Origin of the sequence: Aurantiacibacter suaedae, from assembly GCF_005434915.1 — a bacterium.
Classification (GTDB): domain Bacteria; phylum Pseudomonadota; class Alphaproteobacteria; order Sphingomonadales; family Sphingomonadaceae; genus Alteraurantiacibacter; species Alteraurantiacibacter suaedae.
Map to the genome: position 1 here is coordinate 90,074 of NZ_SKCG01000003.1, position 12,981 is coordinate 103,054.

A 12,981-nucleotide genomic window follows, 5' to 3' on the forward strand; every position below is an offset into this window, starting at 1 on the left:
TGCGCAGCGAGGCGCGCAGGGACGGCACAGCAAATTGGCAATTAACCTAGGTTGTTTACCTAGTTTCTCGATAACTTCCTAACCTTCTGGCGGCAGGTCGGTGTCGTTATGAGGAAGGTCCTTTTCGCCAGCCTGCTGATCCTCGCCGCAGGTGCGGGCGCGCCCGCTGCGGCAGAATATGCCGCGCCTGCGCCCGGTACGCCGGGCACGGCGAACGGTGACTACCTGCAATGTGTGCCCTATGCTCGCCAGGTTTCAGGCATCAAGATTTATGGCGATGCGCATACCTGGTGGGGCCAGGCCGAAGGGCATTATGCGCGTGGGCATACGCCGCGTGTGGGGGCCGTGATGGCCTTCGTGCCCTATCGCAACATGACGCTGGGCCATGTCGCCGCTGTCAGCCGGATCGTCGATTCGCGCACGGTGCTGCTGCGGCACGCGAACTGGTCGGAAATCGGCGGGCGGCGCGGCCAGATCGAAGACGATGTGCGCGCGGTGGACGTATCGCCCAACAACGACTGGAGCGAGGTGCGCGTCTGGTATGCGCCGTCCGATGCTCTGGGCACAACGCACTGGCCGGTCGCGGGCTTCATCTACAACGAGAAGCCGGGCGCGCAGAGGGTGCCGTTCCGTTATGCTTTCGCCGATCTGCCAGCCTCACCCAACGCTAGCGCATCGGTTGCGCGGCAGGAGGGGAGCCCGCCGCCGGTGCGCCAGCAGGCCCGCGCTCGTGTGCAAACGGCTTCTTCCAATCAGGATGATCGCTTCGCCGCAGAGCTGGCGCTTGACCGGATAGGCGGCGATGCGCGGTTCGTTCGCGCCTTCGCCAGCCTGCGTTAGGCGCAGCCTTCCACAAAGCCGAGTTCGGGCGCGGTGCCCACGTGCATCACGCTCACCGTGCCGTCGGCCCCGATCTCGAAACGAAGCGCGGGCTCGCCGCTGTCGGCGTTGGGGGCGGTGAGATCCTTGGCGGGAGGATCTTCGTATTTGTGGGGCGTTTCGCGGAAACCGCCGAAAGCGCGGCGCACTTCTGTTTCCGTGGCTCCCGTGCCAATACCCTCGATCAGGGTCACGTCGCTGTCCGGCCCCACGCTGATGCGGCGCACGGCCCCGCCTGTCACCATGGCCCAGACATCGGGATAGTCGGGCGAGGTATACATGGTGCAGCCGTCGCTGATCTGTATGTCGGGCGCGCTCCAGCTGCTGTTTTGCGGCACTGGCGCACCAATACCGAGATCGCCCAAGCCTTCCAGCGTGAGAACACGGCCTTGCGCAGGCGTGGCTTGGACGGCGGCCGGACTGGCCGGTGTTGTGGCAGGCGCGCCGGTGGTGGCGTCTGCTTCGGGCGCGCTGTCGTCTCCGCCCGAACAGGCGGCGAGGGCGAGGGCCGGGGCGGCAAGGAGCAGGATTCGCATCATGACAGCGTAAACTCTTGCGGTCTGCCCACGGTTCCTCGCCGCCGCCATGCTCACCAGCTGCCGGTGTTCTCCATGCTCGCCCACGGCTCCTGCGGGTCGAGGTAGCCATCCTGCAGCAATTCGATCGAGATGCCATCGGGCGTGCGGACAAAGGCCATGTGGCCATCGCGCGGAGGGCGGTTGATGGTGACGCCTGCGTCCATCAGCTTCTGGCAGGTGGCGTAGATATCCTCCACCCGATAGGCGAGGTGGCCGAAATTGCGCCCGCCGGTGTAAACCTCGGGTTCGCTGCCGTCTTCTGCGGGCCAGTTGTAGGTCAGCTCCACTTCGGCCACGTCCTTCTGGCCGGGCGCGGCGAGGAAAGCGAGCGTGAAGCGGCCCTTCTCGTTCTCCATGCGCTTCACCTCTTCCAGCCCAAGCAGGCCGAAGAAGGCAATCGTCTCGTCAAGATCGGTGACGCGGATCATCGTGTGAAGGTATTTTGGCATGGAGAAGGGCCTCGGTTGGTCGCTGTTCAAAAACGGTTCATCGCTCATAAGCCACAGTTCGTCGCAGCCTTGGAGCAGGGAGATCGCAGATGAGCAGCAATATCGACGATTCAAGTGATAGCGCCACCGAAAATTCCGCGCCGTTCTGGCGGCGGACGAACACCAAGCTGTTTTTCGGCACAGCGCTGATCCTTGCGGCGGGCATGGTTGCGGGTGGATATCTGATGGGCGACGGCCTGCTGCGCGCGCGGTTGGCCGATCGGTCGGTTACGGTGCGCGGCCTTGCCGAGCGTGACGTGACCGCCGATCTGGCGACCTGGACGATCTCTTATTCGGCCAGCGCAGCCAACCTTGGCGAGGCGCAGGCCAGCGTGGACCGCGATACCGAACAACTGACCGCCTTTTTCAAGGAACTGGGCTTTCCTGACGACGCGCTGCAACCGGTGGCGGTGAACGTCTCCAGCTTCACCAACGATGGCTATCCCACTTTCACCGTGCGCCAGCGCATGAGCCTTCGCACCACCGATATCGAAAAGGCGCAGAGCGCGGTGCGGCGCCAGTTCGATCTAGTGCGGCGCGGGGTGATGCTCGAGGAGGGGTCGGGGATGAGCTATTCGTTCACCGGCCTCAACGCAATCAAGCCCGAGATGGTGGCCGAAGCGACGCGTGATGCGCGCGCGGCGGCGGAGCAGTTTGCCGAGGATTCGGGCAGCGAGGTGGGCGCGATCCGCCAGGCGACGCAGGGCTATTTCGAGATCACCAGCCGCGATGGCGACAGCGGCGGTTGGGGCACGGCGGACACCCCGTTCAAGAAGGTGCGGGTGGTGACCACGGTCGATTTCATGATCGACTAGGCAGCGCGCCTGCACAAAAGAAAAGGCCCGCACCTTTCGGCGCGGGCCTTTCCTCTGAAAGCTTCAGGAAATCAGAAGCTGGCCGACAGCGTGACGACGACAGCGTCATCCACGAAGTCGTAGATGAAGTCGTCGGCAGGGCTCTCGGTGCCCATGTCGTCGATGGTCGAGGGATCACCCTCGGCACCAACGTAGGCAACGCCAACCGACGCCACGGAGCCCAGCGCCACGTCGGCACCGATCGACCAGTCCCACGCCTTGGAATCGGCAGTGTAGGTCAGGAAACCGTCGGTGTAGCCGAGGTGGCCCGCCAGGCTCACCGGGGTGTTGGGAATGCCGACGCCAACATCGGTGTAGATGTAGAAGTTGTCCTCACCGTTGAGCGAATCCTGCTCGGGAGCGTAGGCAACGCCGAGGGTGACGTCAGCCGGGCCAACGGTCGCGCCGACCGAGGCATAGGGCTCGATGTAGTCGAAGTCGCCCGGGCCCGAGTTCGGGTAAAGGTAGGCGAGCACACCGATGTCGTAGCTGATCACGCCAGACGAGCCAGCGTAACCGGCGTAGACGTCAAGCTCGGTGTGGCCGTAGCCGACGGTGTCTTCGTCGAGGCTCGAACCCCAGGTGCCGACATAGAAGCCGCCGATGGCCGCATCGACACCGCCCTGGATGGCGATATCGCCGCCCGACAGGTCAACACCGCGGAAGCGGTATTCCGAAACAACGGCAGCGTTGCCCGACAGCTCGATGTCCTGCGCGGCGGCAGGGGCGGCGGCGGCGAAAACGGAACCGGCAAGAACAGTGGCAGCCAACAGGCTGCGGACGGACGTAAGCATGGGCAATTTCCTCGATTGCTGTTGAAACTGTGCCTCGTCCCACCTGCGCAGCAATACTTCGGCCTCTGTTTTTTGGATCGGGCCGATAAATGTTTGCTTGGGATGAAAAACTGCCAACATGCGCTGCATTGCACAAGATCAATTGCGGCACAGGCCCATCTCGTGTAATTTGTGTGTCATAATCGCATCACTGGGTATGGTTACCGGTGCGTCTGCGCCACGTTTTCCGATATCGCCGGCTTCCAACACTGCGGACTTGGGGCGAGTGCTGCCTTGACCGAGGCTGATCGAGGGCCATTTCAAACATGGATCATGAAGGATTTCCTGCAAAAACTGTTCGGCAAGTCCCCTGCCGTGCCTGACGCTCGCGCAAGCTTGCCCGCAGGCCAACGCGTCTATGCGATCGGCGATGTGCACGGCCGGCTGGACCTTCTCGAAGCTCTGGCCGAGGCCATCGAGAGCGACGACGAGGCGCGTTCACCGGCGCAGACCAGCGTGATCCTGCTGGGCGACCTGATCGACCGCGGGCCCGACAGCGCGGGCGTGGTCGCTTTCGCGCGGGCATGGCAACAGCACCGCGAAGTGCGGATCCTGGCGGGCAACCATGAGGAAATGTTCCTCAGGAGTTTCGCCGATGCCGAGGTGTTGCGCCCTTTCTTGCGCCACGGCGGCCGGGAAACGCTTTTCAGCTACGGCGTCGATCCCAAGGCCTATTCGGCTGCGACGGTGGAAGAGGTGCAGGCCATGATGGCAAGCGCGGTGGGCAAGGAAGAGCGCGCCTACATCGCCGGTTTCGAGGATATGATCGTGCTGGGCGATTATGTGTTCGTCCATGCCGGGATCGATCCGAGTGAGCCCCTCGAAGCGCAGGCCGATGCCGATCTGCGCTGGATCCGGGAGCCGTTCCTCAGCCATGACAAGCCTCTGGGGTTCGTTGTCGTGCATGGCCACACGATTGCCGATGAGGTGCAGGTCCGCCCGCACCGCATCGGCATCGACACTGGCGCCTATGCCAGCGGCAGGCTGACCGCGCTCGCGCTCGAAGGCGACGAGCGGCGCTTCATCGAAACGGTGCAGGCCGAGGACGGCACGATCACCACGCGCGCCTTCTGACGTTTTTACCTGGGGCTCGTGTGCCGGGGAGCCTGTAAGCCGGGTTCTGTGTCCGCCGACCTTATCCTGCGTGCAGGAAGGTATCGGCGGCGGCAGCCATTCGTCTGGGCGGCCGGTTGCCCGGCGCGCTCTGGCGACCAACCCGGGTCGCTCGGGGCGAAACACCCCTGCCTCTTGCGAGGCGCGCGACCCCTATGCGGTCTTGCTCCGGGTGGGGTTTGCCATGCGGGCCCTGTTGCCAGCGCCCCGGTGCGCTCTTGCCGCACCCTTTCACCCTTGCCTGTGCCCGGTAAGGGCCATCGGCGGTATACTCTCTGTGGCACTTTCCCTGTGGTTGCCCACGGCGGGCGTTACCCGCCACCCTCGTTTCGTGGAGCCCGGACTTTCCTCGCACCATCGACCCGCTCATCCTGAGCCTGTCGAAGGGCGCGGCTGCCCGGCTCCCCGGCACGGGCGCGCTTATAGGCGCGGCACGGCGTTGCGCAAGTTAGCGTGCAAGCCCGCGGTCGCGGTCAAGCAGGAGCTGGAACAGGATCGCGCGGCATTCGCCGTCGATCACACCGTCGATGAGGTCGGGCCGCCAGCGACGCTGAAACGCCTCGACCACCTTGGTCTGGTCGGAGATATCATATCCGAAGCGATCAAGTGCCAGCAGAAACGCACCGTCGTTTTCGAACGGGTCGCCAAGATCGAGCCGCTCGGGATTGGCGAGGCACAGGCCCACCCGTGCGAGCCGCCCCCAGGGGAACAGTTCGCCCGGATCGATCTTGCGGTCGGGCGCGATATCCGAATGGGCGACCACGTTGGCGCGCGGAATATCGCGGCGTTTCACAATGGAATGGACCAGCGGGATCAGCGCCTCGATCTGCGCATCGGCAAAGGGGCGATAGCCGTTGGTGTGGCCGGGGTGGTCAAGCTCGATCCCGATGCTGGCCGAATTGACGTCGTGTATCCCGCGCCAGGACGATTTGCCTGCGTGCCAGGCGCGCTTGTCCTCGTCGACGAGCTGGATGATCGTGCCGTCTTCCTCGATCAGATAGTGTGCCGAGACGCCCGCTTCGGCCTCGCACATCCGGGTGAGTGCCGCATCCTTGCCCACCATGTCGGTGTAATGCAGCACCAGCATCGAAATGGGCAGTTGCCGTTCGTTCCAGTTGGGCGAAGGGGCGTGGCGGTCGACCAGTTCGGCAGGGTCGAGCGGTTGCCCGTCCATGGTCAGCCGATCATTCCTGGCACGGGCGGCAGCGCGGCGCCGAGCACGAGCATCTCGTCGGCACGGGCCGAGCGCAGTTCGCCGCCATTTTCGCTTGCGAGCAGGTGGATCATATGCGCCGGAGCAGTGCGGCCGGTGAGCTCGCTTTCGGGCAGGTCGCCAGCCAGGGCGCGGCCCACGCTCTCGTCGAAGGCGATCTTTTGCCCTTCCGCGCGGATGACGATTTCGGTCGCTCCGTCGCTGCGTTCGGCCCCGACCAGCAAGGTGCCACCGCGCACCAGCGAATCGAGCCCGATGGCGGCGAGGTTGAGCAGGATCTTCACCGCCGGTTTCGACAGCGTGTTGACCTCCAGCGCCCAGGCAAGGCTGATGCGGGCATTGCCGGAGGCGAGGCCTTCGATCAGCTCCTTTGGCTCTTCCACCGCGACCTGTTCGCCGAAGCCACCGGCGGCCCCGAAAGCGAGGCGGAAGAACTTCAGCTTCATCGCGGTGGTCTGCGCGCTTTGCTCAAGCAGCTCGATACAGCGCGCGCGCATTTCGGGGTCGTCCTCGTCGGCGAGCAGTTCGAGGCCATTGTTGAGCGCACCCACGGGGCTGAGCATATCGTGGCACAGGCGCGAGCAGAGGAGGGCGGCAAGATCGGTGGAGGAGGTCATCAGGGCTGCTCCTTACCGGCTTGAGGCCTGCGTGAAAAGCGCTTCAAAGCCCTGTTTATTATCTGACCACAGGCCAATGGCCCCATCTTGCCCCACGATCGCCCAGATTGCGCGGTCATGTGCGGCCATGGCGCGGTCGGTGGCCGAGGGTTCGGCGGGGCCGCGCGGGTGCGAGTGATAGTAGCCGAGCACCTGGGGGCCGCCGGCGCGGGCGGCGCGGTGGGCGTCGATCAGTGCCTGCGGGTCGATCTCGAAGTGCGTTTGCGGCGAGAGGTGGACGTTGCGGGCAGGGCGCGCTTCGGTGATCGCGCCCGCTTGGCCGAGCAGGAGACCGCAGCATTCAAGCGGGGCGGCGAGCCGGGCATGGGAGCGGATTTGCTCGGCGGCGGCATCCGCAAGCACCACATCCGACTGCCCCGAGCTTGTCGAAGGGCTGCTTTTCTCTCTAGACGGGCTCATGTCGTTCTGGACCTACATGCTGCATTGCCGGGCAGGCAAGTCTATCACCTCGCGTCTGATACCTACGGGACAGGCATATGTCTGAGATCGTATCTGGAACCATCGTTGACGATGGCCGCCTCGACAAGGCCTTGGCTGATACGAGTGAGCTTTCGCGCGAACGGATCAAGGCGCTGATATTCGAAGGAAAGGTCGAGATCGCGGGCAAGATCGCGACTGCTCCCTCTGCCAAGGTTCAGGCGGGACTGAGCTTCGTTATCCACCTCCCACCCCCAGACAATCCACAGGCTCGTCCACAGGATATCCCCCTCACCGTGGTGTTCGAGGACACGCACCTGATCGTGGTCGACAAGCCTGCTGGCATGGTCGTCCACCCGGCGGCGGGCAATCCCGATGGCACGCTGGTCAACGCGCTGCTGCACCATTGCGCGGGTCAGCTCAGCGGGATCGGCGGGGTCGCGCGGCCCGGCATCGTCCACCGCATCGACAAGGACACCTCGGGCCTGCTCGTGGTGGCCAAAAGCGATGTTGCGCATGAGGGGCTGGCCAAACAATTCGCCGACCACTCGATCGAGCGCCGCTATCTCGCCGTCTGCGGTGGCTATCCGAACCCTGCCGTGGGCACGATCAATGCCCGGCTGGGCCGGTCCGAGCGCGACCGAAAGAAAATGGCGGTGCTCGACAACAATTCCTCGCGTGGCAAACATGCGATCACCCATTACAAGCTGATTGAACGGCTCGATCATGCGAGTCTTATCGAATGTCGGCTCGAAACCGGGCGGACCCACCAGGTGCGGGTTCACCTTTCGTCAATCGGCCATGCGCTATTGGGAGATCCTGTCTATGGACGCGATCCGTCAGCCATACGCACCACGATCCGCAACCTCGGTTTTGCGCGCCAGGCGCTGCATGCCGCGAGCCTTGGTTTCGTCCATCCAGTCAGCGGCGATTCGATACAATTTGCGACCGAATTGCCGTCCGATATGCGGGAACTCATCGACGAACTTGGTCGTTCTGATCGATGAAATGCACACACATTGCGTGCAAAGCTTCTATAACGGCAACATGCTCTTTGCGGAGCATCCCAGGTGGCCCCACAGCCGTGATGCCCAGCAGGGGTCCGGCATCGGCGGTCGACACAGAAGAAAGGTAAGGGAACAGTGAGCCAAGTCCGACCCAGCGTGCCAGCCTTAGGCGGTGAGCAGAGCCTCAATCGCTATCTGGCCGAAATCAAGAAATTCCCGGTGCTGACGGCTGAGCAGGAATATATGCTCGCCAAGCGCTATCAGGAACACGAAGACCCCGAAGCTGCCGCGCAGCTTGTCACTTCGCACCTGCGCCTGGTGGCGAAGATCGCGATGGGCTATCGCGGCTACGGTCTGCCCGTGTCCGACCTCATTTCCGAAGGCAATGTCGGCCTGATGCAGGGCGTGAAGAAATTCGAGCCCGATCGCGGTTTCCGCCTCGCGACCTATGCCATGTGGTGGATCAAGGCGAGCATGCAAGAGTTCATCCTGCGCTCGTGGAGCCTGGTGAAGATGGGCACCACCGCCGCGCAGAAGAAGCTGTTCTTCAACCTGCGACGGATGAAGAAGCAGCTCGAGGCCTACGAGGACTCAGACCTGCATCCCGATGACGTGGCGAAGATCGCCACCGATCTGGGCGTGTCCGAAACCGAAGTCGTCAACATGAACCGTCGGATGATGATGGGCGGCGATGGCTCGCTCAACACGCCGATGCGCAATGGCGAAGAAGGTTCGGGCGAGTGGCAGGATTGGCTGACCGACGACCGTCCGCTGCAGGACGAGACTGTCGCCGACGCCGAAGAGGCGGAGGTACGCCACGATATGCTGCTCGAAGCGATGGACAGCCTTAACGATCGCGAGAAGCACATTCTCTCCGAACGGCGGCTGACCGAGAACCCCCAGACACTCGAGGAGCTGTCGCAGGTCTATGACGTGAGCCGCGAACGCATCCGCCAGATAGAAGTGCGCGCGTTCGAGAAGCTGCAGAAGGCGATGCAGCGGATTGCTGGCGAGAAACTGTTGCCCGGAGCGGCCTGAGCTTCACGGCTCTGAAATGAAAAAGGGCGCGGAGGGTTATGCCTTCCGCGCCCATTTTTCGTCTCATCTCCCCTCCCTGTCGGGAAGGGCTTTTTGCTCAGCTAGGCGCAGCGAGGTTTAGCACGGCAGTGATCAACGCCTGTGCGCCCAGCGTTACCGTGGCCTCACCATCGATGCGGAAAAACGGCGAATGGTGCGAGGGGACGGGCGGGCCTCCGTTCGCTGCCGCTTCGATGTCCTCAAGCGGGGTGCCGCCGATGCCGATGAAGTAGCCGGGCACGCCTGTATCCTCGGTCACGAAATAGGCGAAATCCTCCGCGCCCATGCCGGTCTGCTTCTGGACCACCACCGCATCTTCGCCAAAGGCTGAGCGCAGCGCCGTATCGAGCCGCCGCGCCAGCGCATCGTTGTTGATATTGGCCGGGGTGCCATACTGGTGAGTGACCTCGGGCAGCATGTCCTCATCAATGCCATGCGCACGGGCGGTGCCCACGGCGACACGCTCGATAGCCTCCAGCAATTGCGCGCGCACCGCCGGATCGTTGCTGCGCACAGTCAGCTGCAATTCGGCACGGTCGGGGATGATATTGCGCTTGGTGCCGGCGTTGAACATTCCCACTGTGATTACCGAAGGTTGCAGCGGTGCCACCTCGCGGCTCACGATGCCTTGCAGGCCGGTCACGATTTCGGCCCCGATATAGACCGGATCGCGACCCGCGTGCGGATAGGCCCCGTGCGCGCCCACGCCATGGACCACGATGTCGACCGCGTCGGAACTCGACGAGACGAGGTTGGAGCTGTCGGCGATGTTGATCGTGCCCACGGGCGCGCCCGCGGCGGAATGGAAGGCGAGGGCATAGTCAGGCTTGCCGAAGCGGTCGTACAGCCCGTCTTCAAGCATGGCGCGCGCGCCGCCCAGCCGCTCTTCAGCGGGCTGGACCACCAGCATTACCGTGCCCGACCACTCGTCGGTATGCGCGGCGAGATAGCGCGCGATGCCCACCAGCGCGGTGATGTGCGAATCGTGCCCGCAAGCGTGCATCACCGGGTATTGGACCCCGTCGGCATCGACCTGGGTAACGGTGGAAGCATAGTCGAGCCCGCTGTCTTCCTTGAGCGGAAGGCCGTCCATATCGGCGCGCAGCATGACCAGCGGCCCCTCACCATTGCGCAACATCCCGACGACGCCGGTGCCGCCGACATTCTCGGTCACCTCGGCCCCGGCTTCGCGCAGCTCCGCGGCCATGCGCGCGGCGGTCTGCACTTCCATGAACGAGAGTTCGGGGTTGCGGTGGAAGTGTTCGAACAGCGCGGCGAGGTGGCCGTCCCAGTCGGCCTCGATAGCGGCGGCCATTTCGGCATCCTGCGCCAGCGTGGGCGTGGCTGTGGTTGAAACAAGCAAGGCGGCGAGCAAGGCGGTGCGGAAAATGGCGACAATTCCTTCAATGGCAACCGATTGAGGCGCCCATAGTGGCGCAAACGCTCAATCTTGCAAGGGCGTGGAGGAGGTGGATGTTCATGGCGCTGCCAGCCCGCTATGACAGGGCCATATGGTAACGCGCATCTTTATCTGGCTCGGCCGCCTCATTTTGGCCTTTGTCGTGCTGAGCCTGCTCGCGGTAGGGCTGTGGCGCTTCGTTCCGGTGCCAGTCACGGCTACGATGCTGATGGACGAGAATGGCTTTACCCGCGACTGGGAGCCACTTTCGCGGATCGACCGCAATATGGTTTCTGCCGTGATCGCGGCAGAGGACAGCAAGTTCTGCGAACATTCCGGTTTCGACGCCGAGGCAATCGAGCAGGCGATCGAGGAGCGGATGGCGGGCAAGCGTGAGCGCGGTGCATCGACCATCAGCCAGCAGACCGCCAAGAACGTGTTTCTGTGGCAGGGCGGCGGCTTTTTCCGCAAGGGCCTGGAGGCCTGGTTCACCTTCCTGATCGAGCACCTTTGGGATAAGCGCCGTATCATGGAGGTCTATCTCAACGTAGCGGAGACAGGGATCGGCACCTATGGCGTTGCCGCCGGAGCCGAGCGCTATTTCCAGCACTCGGCCGCGCAATTGAGCGAGAGCGAGGCGAGCCGGATCGCAGCCGCACTGCCGAGCCCGAAGACGCGCGCCGTCATCAATCCCACAGGTTTCACGCGGCGCTATGGCAATTCGATCAGGGCGCGGATCGGCGTGGTGCGGCGTGACGCGCTCGACGCTTGCGTTTACGAGTAAGACGATGAGCGGCGCGCACAGCCATAGCCACGGGCACAGCCATGGCCACGATCACGGCCACTCGCACGCCCCCAAGGACTTCGGGCGCGCCTTTGCCATCGGCATCGTGCTCAACACCGTGTTCGTCGCGGTGGAAGCGGTTTACGGCTATATCTCCGGCTCGATGGCGCTGGTGGCCGATGCGGGGCACAACCTCAGCGATGTGCTGGGGCTGATCATCGCCTGGGGCGCGAGCGTCGCTGCCAAGCGGCCTGCAACCTCGCGCTTTACCTATGGCCTTAAAAGCTCGACCATTCTCGCCGCGCTCGCCAATGCGATGCTGCTGTTGATCGCGATCGGGGCGATCCTGTTCGAGACCGTCCACCGCATCATCGACCCGGTCGAGCCCGAGGGCTGGACGATGATCTGGGTGGCCGGCGTGGGCATCGTCATCAACACCGCTACCGCGCTGATGTTCATGCGCGGGCAGCATGATGATCTGAACGTGCGCGGCGCCTTCCTGCACATGGCGGCCGATGCGCTTGTTTCGGTGGGTGTGGTGGTGGCGGGCGTTGTGATCCTGCTCACCGGCGCGGTGATTATCGATCCGCTGGTCAGCCTCGTGATCGTGGCGGTGATCGGCTGGGGCACCTGGGGGTTATTGAAGGACAGCGTTCGGCTGGGCCTCGCCGGTGTGCCCGCCGGGGTCGACGAAGCCGCGGTGTTTGCCGAATTGAAGAGCTTGCCGGGGGTGAGCGATGTTCATCATGTCCACATCTGGGCCGTCAGCACGACCGAGACCGCGCTGACTGCGCATCTGGTGATGCCGGAAGGTCATCCGGGCGATGCGTTTCTGCGCGATGCGGCGCACGAACTGAAGCATCACCACGCCATTGGCCACGCGACGTTCCAGGTGGAGAAAAGCCGTGAGGCTTGCGACCGCTGCATCTGAAGGCGGCGCTGTAACGGCTGTGTAACCGTTGCGTTCGGGCGGATTACCGTAATTAACCTGTCGGCCTTTGCGGGTTCCGGCATGGTAGTCGGCATCTCCGGGCTGCGGCCCGTGCGGGCGGATTGGGGCTTCCGCAGCGCGCTGGCAGCGGCCCTTCGCGAAAGGACCGACAATGACCGCCGCCGACCATTCGTTCGACCAAGCCAACGCTCCGCAAGCCCTGTCAGATCGGTTGATCATGGCCTGCGAGGCTGTGGTGCGTTGCCGCGCTGCCAGCTTCCGGCAGAGCTTTGGCTTGACCGAGATCCATTATCGCCTTCTGGCGCAGGTCAACGCCCATGCGCCGATCACTCTGGCCACGCTGGCGGCCAACCTCAGCCGCGACTGCGGGCAGATCAGCCGGATGGTTAAGATGCTCACCACGCGCGGCCTTATCGCGAGGCCGACGACCCCCGCGCCGCGGCCGCTGGCCATTCGGCTCACCCCCATGGGGCGCACCATTTGCGAAGCCATGTCCCGGATTGCGCAGGACAGCGAACAGGCGATTGCGGCTCTGTTGCCTGAGGAGGACAAGGTGCAGGCCTCGCTTGCGGTCGAGCGAATCTATTGCGCTGCGCGCACCGTGCTCGAAGAGGAGCGGCTGGAGCCTGTCTGAACGGGCCAAAACGGCGCTTTGATAAGCGGTCTGTCAATGGTATCTGCCTACGTAGTTTCGCTGTTCCGGCGGGCAG

General features: G+C 63.9%; 15 protein-coding genes and 1 other RNA gene. 8 read left to right on the plus strand and 8 right to left on the minus strand.

The annotated features are described in order from the left end of the window. Window positions 1-108 precede the first annotated feature (108 nt). Complete coding sequence (locus tag E0473_RS11335; RefSeq protein ID WP_137681016.1) at window positions 109-840, plus strand: CHAP domain-containing protein; 732 nt, start codon at window positions 109-111, stop codon at window positions 838-840. Here E0473_RS11335 and E0473_RS11340 read toward each other — a convergent pair. Together E0473_RS11340 and E0473_RS11345 are read right to left on the minus strand one after the other, a co-directional pair. Beyond that, window positions 837-1,418: a hypothetical protein gene (locus E0473_RS11340; RefSeq protein ID WP_137681017.1), complete on the minus strand. Its 582-nt coding sequence runs from the start codon at window positions 1,416-1,418 to the stop codon at window positions 837-839. The genes E0473_RS11335 and E0473_RS11340 overlap by 4 nt on opposite strands. 50 nt (window positions 1,419-1,468) lie before the next feature. Then, the gene (locus E0473_RS11345; protein WP_137681018.1) at window positions 1,469-1,906 is read right to left on the minus strand and encodes a VOC family protein; all 438 of its coding nucleotides are present in this window, start codon (window positions 1,904-1,906) and stop codon (window positions 1,469-1,471) included. 203 nt (window positions 1,907-2,109) lie between these two features. On the opposite strand from E0473_RS11345, the gene E0473_RS11350 reads away from it, so the two are divergent. Continuing rightward, the gene (locus E0473_RS11350; RefSeq protein WP_241657523.1) at window positions 2,110-2,760 is read left to right on the plus strand and encodes an SIMPL domain-containing protein; all 651 of its coding nucleotides are present in this window, start codon (window positions 2,110-2,112) and stop codon (window positions 2,758-2,760) included. 71 nt (window positions 2,761-2,831) lie between these two features. On the opposite strand, the gene E0473_RS11355 is transcribed toward E0473_RS11350, so the two are convergent. Next, entirely contained in the window at window positions 2,832-3,593 is a 762-nt protein-coding gene (locus E0473_RS11355; RefSeq protein ID WP_137681020.1) for a TorF family putative porin, read from the minus strand. Between the two features lie 312 nt (window positions 3,594-3,905). Here E0473_RS11355 and E0473_RS11360 point away from each other — a divergent pair, with 312 nt between their 5' ends. Next, the gene (locus tag E0473_RS11360; protein ID WP_137681021.1) at window positions 3,906-4,706 is read left to right on the plus strand and encodes a metallophosphoesterase family protein; all 801 of its coding nucleotides are present in this window, start codon (window positions 3,906-3,908) and stop codon (window positions 4,704-4,706) included. A 19-nt stretch (window positions 4,707-4,725) separates the two neighbouring features. Here E0473_RS11360 and rnpB read toward each other — a convergent pair. The 4 genes from rnpB to E0473_RS11380 all read right to left on the minus strand — a co-directional run bounded on the left by rnpB (window position 4,726) and on the right by E0473_RS11380 (window position 7,034). Continuing rightward, window positions 4,726-5,154, minus strand: an RNA gene (gene rnpB / locus E0473_RS11365) — RNase P RNA component class A. A 39-nt stretch (window positions 5,155-5,193) separates the two neighbouring features. Beyond that, entirely contained in the window at window positions 5,194-5,919 is a 726-nt protein-coding gene (locus E0473_RS11370; RefSeq protein ID WP_137681022.1) for an N-acetylmuramoyl-L-alanine amidase, read from the minus strand. Between the two features lie 2 nt (window positions 5,920-5,921). Continuing rightward, complete coding sequence (locus tag E0473_RS11375; protein ID WP_137681023.1) at window positions 5,922-6,575, minus strand: histidine phosphotransferase family protein; 654 nt, start codon at window positions 6,573-6,575, stop codon at window positions 5,922-5,924. 12 nt (window positions 6,576-6,587) lie between these two features. After that, window positions 6,588-7,034, minus strand: coding sequence for a M67 family metallopeptidase (locus E0473_RS11380; protein WP_137681024.1), 447 nt, complete (start codon window positions 7,032-7,034; stop codon window positions 6,588-6,590). A 77-nt stretch (window positions 7,035-7,111) separates the two neighbouring features. Between E0473_RS11380 and E0473_RS11385 the strand changes: the two genes are divergently transcribed. Then, window positions 7,112-8,059 (plus strand): RluA family pseudouridine synthase, encoded by a 948-nt coding sequence (locus tag E0473_RS11385; RefSeq protein ID WP_137681025.1) that lies wholly within the window; start codon window positions 7,112-7,114, stop codon window positions 8,057-8,059. Between the two features lie 135 nt (window positions 8,060-8,194). Then, on the plus strand, window positions 8,195-9,097 hold the full coding sequence (rpoH, locus tag E0473_RS11390) for an RNA polymerase sigma factor RpoH (protein WP_137681026.1): 903 nt from the start codon (window positions 8,195-8,197) through the stop codon (window positions 9,095-9,097). Between the two features lie 97 nt (window positions 9,098-9,194). On the opposite strand, the gene E0473_RS11395 is transcribed toward rpoH, so the two are convergent. Next, a complete protein-coding gene (locus tag E0473_RS11395) occupies window positions 9,195-10,499 on the minus strand; it encodes an amidohydrolase (protein WP_241657476.1) in 1,305 nt (434 codons plus the stop codon). A 148-nt stretch (window positions 10,500-10,647) separates the two neighbouring features. Here E0473_RS11395 and mtgA point away from each other — a divergent pair, with 148 nt between their 5' ends. The 3 genes from mtgA (at window position 10,648) to E0473_RS11410 (ending at window position 12,905) form a co-directional block, all read left to right on the plus strand. Beyond that, window positions 10,648-11,319, plus strand: a complete 672-nt coding sequence (mtgA, locus tag E0473_RS11400) for a monofunctional biosynthetic peptidoglycan transglycosylase (RefSeq protein ID WP_137681027.1) — start codon at window positions 10,648-10,650, stop codon at window positions 11,317-11,319. 4 nt (window positions 11,320-11,323) lie between these two features. Next, window positions 11,324-12,250 (plus strand): cation diffusion facilitator family transporter, encoded by a 927-nt coding sequence (locus E0473_RS11405; protein WP_137681028.1) that lies wholly within the window; start codon window positions 11,324-11,326, stop codon window positions 12,248-12,250. A gap of 172 nt (window positions 12,251-12,422) precedes the next feature. After that, window positions 12,423-12,905 (plus strand): MarR family winged helix-turn-helix transcriptional regulator, encoded by a 483-nt coding sequence (locus E0473_RS11410; RefSeq protein ID WP_137681029.1) that lies wholly within the window; start codon window positions 12,423-12,425, stop codon window positions 12,903-12,905. Window positions 12,906-12,981: the final 76 nt, after the last annotated feature.

Bases quoted from the DNA above. Each gene is read 5' to 3' on its own strand.
- E0473_RS11360 (WP_137681021.1), top strand. From the start codon at position 3,906: ATGAAGGATTTCCTGCAAAAACTGTTCGGCAAGTCCCCTGCCGTGCCT.
- E0473_RS11375 (WP_137681023.1), bottom strand. From the start codon at position 6,575: ATGACCTCCTCCACCGATCTTGCCGCCCTCCTCTGCTCGCGCCTGTGC.
- E0473_RS11410 (WP_137681029.1), top strand. From the start codon at position 12,423: ATGACCGCCGCCGACCATTCGTTCGACCAAGCCAACGCTCCGCAAGCC.
- E0473_RS11340 (WP_137681017.1), bottom strand. From the start codon at position 1,418: ATGATGCGAATCCTGCTCCTTGCCGCCCCGGCCCTCGCCCTCGCCGCC.
- E0473_RS11345 (WP_137681018.1), bottom strand. From the start codon at position 1,906: ATGCCAAAATACCTTCACACGATGATCCGCGTCACCGATCTTGACGAG.
- E0473_RS11385 (WP_137681025.1), top strand. From the start codon at position 7,112: ATGTCTGAGATCGTATCTGGAACCATCGTTGACGATGGCCGCCTCGAC.
- E0473_RS11335 (WP_137681016.1), top strand. From the start codon at position 109: ATGAGGAAGGTCCTTTTCGCCAGCCTGCTGATCCTCGCCGCAGGTGCG.
- E0473_RS11355 (WP_137681020.1), bottom strand. From the start codon at position 3,593: ATGCTTACGTCCGTCCGCAGCCTGTTGGCTGCCACTGTTCTTGCCGGT.
- mtgA (WP_137681027.1), top strand. From the start codon at position 10,648: ATGGTAACGCGCATCTTTATCTGGCTCGGCCGCCTCATTTTGGCCTTT.
- E0473_RS11370 (WP_137681022.1), bottom strand. From the start codon at position 5,919: ATGGACGGGCAACCGCTCGACCCTGCCGAACTGGTCGACCGCCACGCC.
- E0473_RS11405 (WP_137681028.1), top strand. From the start codon at position 11,324: ATGAGCGGCGCGCACAGCCATAGCCACGGGCACAGCCATGGCCACGAT.
- E0473_RS11350 (WP_241657523.1), top strand. From the start codon at position 2,110: ATGGTTGCGGGTGGATATCTGATGGGCGACGGCCTGCTGCGCGCGCGG.
- E0473_RS11380 (WP_137681024.1), bottom strand. From the start codon at position 7,034: ATGAGCCCGTCTAGAGAGAAAAGCAGCCCTTCGACAAGCTCGGGGCAG.